This is a genomic window from Nostoc sp. DedSLP04 (genome assembly GCF_034530775.1).
GTDB lineage: Bacteria > Cyanobacteriota > Cyanobacteriia > Cyanobacteriales > Nostocaceae > Nostoc.
Genome location: NZ_JAVRCL010000126.1, coordinates 1 through 5,782 on the forward strand (window position 1 = coordinate 1; position 5,782 = coordinate 5,782).

Annotated in this window: 5 protein-coding genes; 2 read left to right on the forward strand and 3 right to left on the reverse strand. The window is 44.1% G+C overall.

Annotated elements, in window-relative coordinates; all coding sequences use genetic code 11:
* Window positions 1-221: 221 nt before the first annotated feature.
* Complete coding sequence (locus RMX89_RS34295; RefSeq protein WP_322674728.1) at window positions 222-938, reverse strand: Uma2 family endonuclease; 717 nt, start codon at window positions 936-938, stop codon at window positions 222-224.
* A 60-nt stretch (window positions 939-998) separates the two neighbouring features.
* On the reverse strand, window positions 999-2,030 hold the full coding sequence (locus tag RMX89_RS34300; RefSeq protein WP_322674727.1) for a hypothetical protein: 1,032 nt from the start codon (window positions 2,028-2,030) through the stop codon (window positions 999-1,001).
* 162 nt (window positions 2,031-2,192) lie between these two features.
* Between RMX89_RS34300 and moaA the strand changes: the two genes are divergently transcribed.
* Complete coding sequence (gene moaA, locus RMX89_RS34305; protein ID WP_322692123.1) at window positions 2,193-3,179, forward strand: GTP 3',8-cyclase MoaA; 987 nt, start codon at window positions 2,193-2,195, stop codon at window positions 3,177-3,179.
* A 238-nt stretch (window positions 3,180-3,417) separates the two neighbouring features.
* Here moaA and rpsD read toward each other — a convergent pair whose 3' ends face one another.
* A complete protein-coding gene (rpsD, locus tag RMX89_RS34310; RefSeq protein WP_069071263.1) occupies window positions 3,418-4,026 on the reverse strand; it encodes a 30S ribosomal protein S4 in 609 nt (202 codons plus the stop codon).
* A gap of 612 nt (window positions 4,027-4,638) precedes the next feature.
* On the opposite strand from rpsD, the gene RMX89_RS34315 reads away from it, so the two are divergent.
* Window positions 4,639-5,322: a hypothetical protein gene (locus RMX89_RS34315; protein WP_322692124.1), complete on the forward strand. Its 684-nt coding sequence runs from the start codon at window positions 4,639-4,641 to the stop codon at window positions 5,320-5,322.
* Window positions 5,323-5,782: the final 460 nt, after the last annotated feature.

Here is a 5,782-nt window from a genome sequence, read left to right on the forward strand (position 1 = left end):
GAAATAACAAATGAGTACGCCGAAATAACAAATGAGTACGCCGAAATAACAAATGAGTACGCCGAAATAACAAATGGGTACGCCGAAATAACAAATGGGTACGCCGAAATAGCAAATGCGTACGCCGAAATAGCAAATAAAACCATAGGGTAGGGGCGCATAACTAGCTGTGTGCCCCTAGAGGAGATTGTGGTTCAAAAAGAGCATAAAACGGCTATAAGTTAAACTGTCTCTGGATCAATGTTTAATTCTCGTAACTTTGCGGCCATACGCGATCGCAATTGCTGCTCTTGTTGTAAGCGTTCTGCTCCCCACAGCAGCAATTGACCAGTTTCATCCCACCAGCGCAACCAATATCCAGTGCGATTTACTTTCGCACCCTGCCAAATTCCTAAAAACAGTCCAATGTTAGCAATCCAATACAGTCTATCCTGATTCGGTTGCTGGAGTTCGTATTGCCCTGAAGCACTAAGTTGATAGACTTCCACCCACCCCGCCTCTGGTTCAAAAATTACATAGATGGGGACTTGAAGAATGCGCTCATAGTAGTACCACTTACCAGGTGGGTACTTAGCTTTAATTGAGTATTCACTACCTTCTGTCTCTGACAAAAATTCCATGACGATCGCCGGAATTTCTCCTTCTAGCTTCGGGGTATAACTACGACGGTTTTGGTTTAGTGGAACTGTCGGTAACACAGAAGGGACATAGAACCAATCCGGGGCTTTAATTACCAACTTGCCATCTACAGTTGCACAAATTCCAAAATTTGTACCAATGAGTATCTGAGGCTGAATTAAAAGAGCCAGTTCCAAGCTTTCAGTTAAGGCAAATGCGATCGCTGGCTGACTAATATTATCCACAGGCTCATCGGGTAAAGGAAAGTCATCAGGTAACTTTTCCCAAGTGACAATGGGTTCAATGATAGTTGTTGACATAGAAACCTGGAGTCAGGTGGTTATTGCTATTATGTCGCACAACTCTTAATTCCCCACTCCCTAATTTGTCTCTTGAATTTGCAAACGAACAGTGTGTTCAGTCGCACCACTAAGTTGCAATTCCATGATTTCACCACCCAGAGGTTCCAAGCAAGTCAAGAGCGATCGCAAGTTGGGTGTACTTGCACCAGTATCTACATATAATCGATCTGCTAAATTACCGATCCGTTTCCAAGTCATGTACAATTTAGCGATCGTTTGTTCAATTTGCGATGCTTGATTTACCAAATCAGCAGCAATGCTCAAACAGCCGACTCTTTGGGCTTCTTCTAAGGCTGTTTCAATATCAACATTCTCCTGCGTTAACGCCTGAACTTGAGCCGCCCCTTTGAGATATTTCGCCAGGTTACGCGCTTCGCTAGTTACCTGTTTCAGGGTATCCACATCAGGATTGGCAGCTATTTCCTTTTGGATAAACTTTTGATGCGATTCTGGCAGTTTTTCCATTTCCTTCACCAAAGGGGCAATGTAGCGCGGGGGAAGGGTGTTATCTGCGGCTTTTTCTTTAACTGCTTCGGGTAATAAATCTGAGGACATGGCTGTCCATTCATCATTGAGTTGACGCACTTCCCGCCTTGTGATGCGATCGCCTTTTTGGGCAGCTTCACTCACCATCTGTTGCACTTCTGGGACTGCTTTGGAGGTTTCGACAAATGCCCGTTTACTGAAGTTGTTCACAGATCCGGGGTCAAGTTTACCATCTTCAATCAGAGTATCGGCACTATTCGCCAATTGAATCCAGGAGTATGCTTGACTTTTGCTGATTTCCCGCTCTTTTAGCCATCGCAAAAAGCCAGTACCGCGGCCGTCACCACCGACTTTTTCTCTGTCGCGGATCGCCCGTAAAATTCGCCCTCGCCAGATTTCAGTTTGCAAATCAAAGCGATCGCATACCTGCCAAGCTACTTCTAGCTGCTGTTGAAAATCTGACTCTAGAATCTGTTCATCTTCTGGATCGGGCAGTTCAAAGCTGATATCGGCTGGCTGTTGTAAAGCAGCAGCAAGGTCGTTGATGGAGTCGGTATCTTGCACGATTGATGACTAACTAGTGGATGCGATCGGCTTATTATGCCACAATCTGTGGACTCTCACTTAAGGGGGAGTACGGTATTTTGAGTTACAACAAAGATAGTAGGAAGGGGTAAACAACTTTTGTAAAGTCTTTAATTAATCAGAGAGAATAAAAATAAAACGATGAACCAGGTAGACTACCTCCGCATTAGCTTAATCGATCGCTGCAATTTTCGTTGTCAGTACTGTATGCCAGAGGGAGTAGAACTGGATTATATTCTCAAGCAACAGTTATTGACTGATGAAGAACTACTCACCTTAATTCAAGAGGTATTTATTCCAGTAGGCTTTACCCGATTTCGTTTGACTGGGGGAGAACCCTTGTTGCGTCCGCGTGTGGTGGATTTGGTAAGGGCGATCGCAACTTTACCCCAAACTCAAGATATCTCAATGACCACCAACGGGTTTTTGCTGGCTCCGATGGCAAAAAACCTTTACAATGCTGGTCTGCGACGAATTAATATTAGTCTTGACTCTCTCGATCCCGATATTTTTGACCAAATTATTGGTAATCAGGGGCGTTCTCGTTGGCAACAAGTTTGGCAGGGGATTCAAGCTGCCCATCAAGTCGGATTCGACCCCCTGAAGCTGAATGTGGTGGTGATTCCTGGGGTTAATGACCACGAAGTTCTCGATTTAGCTGCCCTGACAATCGATAAACAGTGGCACGTTCGATTTATTGAATTTATGCCCATTGGTAATGTGCATTTATTTGGCGATCGCGGTTGGGTATCTTCAGCCGATTTACGAGAACGTATTCGCGATCGCTGGGGCTTGACAGAAGCTCAAGTTCGTGGTGCTGGCCCTGCTGATGTCTTTCAAATTCCCAATGCGAAGGGGACACTAGGATTTATTAGTCAGATGTCAGAATGTTTTTGCGATCGTTGTAATCGGATGCGCCTAAGTGCCGATGGCTGGCTGCGCCCCTGTTTATTAAATGAAACTGGTCAAATAGATTTAAAAACTGCCCTGCGTTCTGGTGTCAGCACCACTCAATTACAAGAGCAGGTAAGACATTTACTCGGAATCAAACCAGAAATTAACTTTAAAGGGCGCGATTCTGGCATTTCAGGTGCATATACCCGCACCATGTCGCAAATTGGCGGATGAAAGAAGTTAGGAGTTAAAAGTGAGGAGTTAGGAGTTAGAAGTTAAAAGTTTTGAATAAATAAGTTTCTTCAACTCATAACTCATAACTCATAACTTATAACTCATAACTTATAACTCATAACTCATAATTCATAACCATGTCGCAAATTGGCGGATGAAAAAAGTTAGGAGTTAAAAGTGAGGAGTTAGGAATTATCGTCTTGCAACTCCTAACTCATAACTCCTAACTCCCAACTGTTTAAGCTTGTCGTGAGTAGTATTCCACCACAAGTAGTTCATTAACTTGTAGTGCCACCCATTCGCGCTCAATAACGCTGTTGACTTTACCAACCAACTTATTTTTGTCAAATTCCAAATGGCTGGGAAGGTTAGCCAAACCGGGATATTGCAAGTTCGCTTCCACCAACTTCCGGGATTGTGCCCGATCTCTGACTGCAATTGTTTCCCCAGGACGGCATTGGTAGCTGGCAATATTCACCACACGACCGTTAACAGTTACGTGACCGTGATTTACCAGTTGACGAGCTGCTGGGATAGTCGGGGCTATACCCAAGCGGAAAACGGTATTATCCAAGCGCATTTCCAGCAATTGCAGCAGCACTTGTCCGGTAGAACCAGTAACACGTCTGGCTTTCCGCACATAGCGGAGCAATTGCTTTTCAGTCAAACCGTAGTTGAAGCGGAGCTTTTGCTTTTCCTCTAGACGGATAGCATACTCAGAGCGCTTCTTGCGATTCTGGCCATGCTGCCCAGGTGGGTAAGCGCGTCTGGCACTTTTACGAGTTAATCCTGGTAAGTCGCCCAAGCGGCGGACAATTCTGAGGCGGGGCCCTCTATATCGGGACATGAGTTTCCTTAATCTAATCCTGTTTAAACTTTACCGAAACATTCAATTTTGACATTCCCCTAATTTTTAATCAGGGGATTCTTGGTTTTTTGAAGCTGCTTACCGAGGTAAGACGTATCTCACCAAGGTAGACGCATCGATTTTTGCGCCAGTTGCTTTTAATCGGTAAACCCGACAAACTAGCCTCCAAGCCTGAATTCCGACCTGTCACGCCGTACTCCTGCCAATAAGTTTTTTGTGTTTATTTAGTTTCGTAGGCTACTCAATCATCAATCAGATTGGTTTACGCAGTATTCTTACTCTGAAATACTTTTTACGTTGCCTACTTATCTTTCAAACAGCTATATTAACACAATTTTCGACATAATTAATTATGTCTATACTTGAAGCTAACGCGCCTACATATTGCACAAACTCCGTGTAGACCGTCATTAGTCATTAAGGACAATTGACTTAGGACAACTTCTCCTGAAGGAGACGCTGCGCGAACACCAGTTGATGTGCTTTTCTTTTTGCGTAACAGCTTACTACCTCTGAAATTATTAGATTACAGAGGATTTTTAAGATATTTGAGTTAGCATAACTTTGGGTGTTTGGAGAATGGCAATGTCAATGAGCAAAAAAGTGGTTAGCAGAGTTAAGAACAAACAAGGCAGTTCCACCTCCAGGATTTTAACATTACCAGTTTTGGCTATAGCTGGATGTTTAGCAATCTTGCCTAATGTGGCTGTCGCTGCCTCTTACAGAAATGATTATAGTGTCTGTGCGGGTCGCCTCTTGAGTGTGGGTGTAAAGGCAGAAGCGGCATCAGCAGGTTGTGCAGCAGCATTGCGTCCAAGAGATTTGGCTGCTTGCGTGGTGAAAATTGATAAGGAAACCCAAATTGCTGCAACGGATGCGCTTTATTCTTGTGGAAAGGCCCGGCGTCCTGAAGAGTTAGCAACCTGTGTAGTTGGCGTCAGCTTAAGTACTAAAGAAGAAGCTAATCCAACAGTTTTAGATTATTGTGGACGCAGTTTGTTACCCGTGCGCTTTGGTCAGTGTGTGGTTGGCTTGCGTAGCCAAATCGACTTTCCCGCTACTCAAGCGCTAGATACTTGTATCAGTGCTGATGATAGTGTTATCGGTGCTTCATCTTCGTCTACACCGCCAACAATAATTCCTGCGGGTTCAAGTCCAAGTTTAGAAACTACCCCATTTCCAAACCAACCGATTGTTCCAACTCAACCAGTTGTTCCAACTCAACCAGTTATTCCAACTCAACCAGTTATTCCAACCCAACCGGGCACTAATTAGATTACAGTGCTTTGTGTAATTGATATACAGGTTGAATTTAGAGTGGCTATTTGCCACCCTGATTCAGGGACTACCAAAAAATAAATTATCCGATTTTAATTTGTAGGTTGGGTTGAGCAACAGCGAAACCCAACCTTATATATTTACAATGCTTCAACCTGACTGGATAATTTAACGTGAGTTCGATGAACCTCTCCCGGACAATCTCCCTCTCCCACGGGGAAAGGGAGGAGCAACGAGAAATTAGGGTTTTGGCTCTTCTCTGGGTGTCCAAGAGGGGTTGGGGGAGAGGTCAAAAAAGGGCTTGTCGAACTCACCTTAATTTACCTTTGCTGACTGTATAGCTTTGGTTAGGCAATGACAGTAATATTTACATTAGTTACTATATTTCTTACTTTGGTCTTTATATAGCAACCGCCAAGGCGGTTAAGCCGCTGTGTGAAGCACAGCTTCCATCGCA

Coding starts and splice junctions, on each gene's coding strand:
- RMX89_RS34315 (WP_322692124.1), top strand. CDS start 4,639: ATGAGCAAAAAAGTGGTTAGCAGAGTTAAGAACAAACAAGGCAGTTCC.
- moaA (WP_322692123.1), top strand. CDS start 2,193: ATGAACCAGGTAGACTACCTCCGCATTAGCTTAATCGATCGCTGCAAT.
- rpsD (WP_069071263.1), bottom strand. CDS start 4,026: ATGTCCCGATATAGAGGGCCCCGCCTCAGAATTGTCCGCCGCTTGGGC.
- RMX89_RS34295 (WP_322674728.1), bottom strand. CDS start 938: ATGTCAACAACTATCATTGAACCCATTGTCACTTGGGAAAAGTTACCT.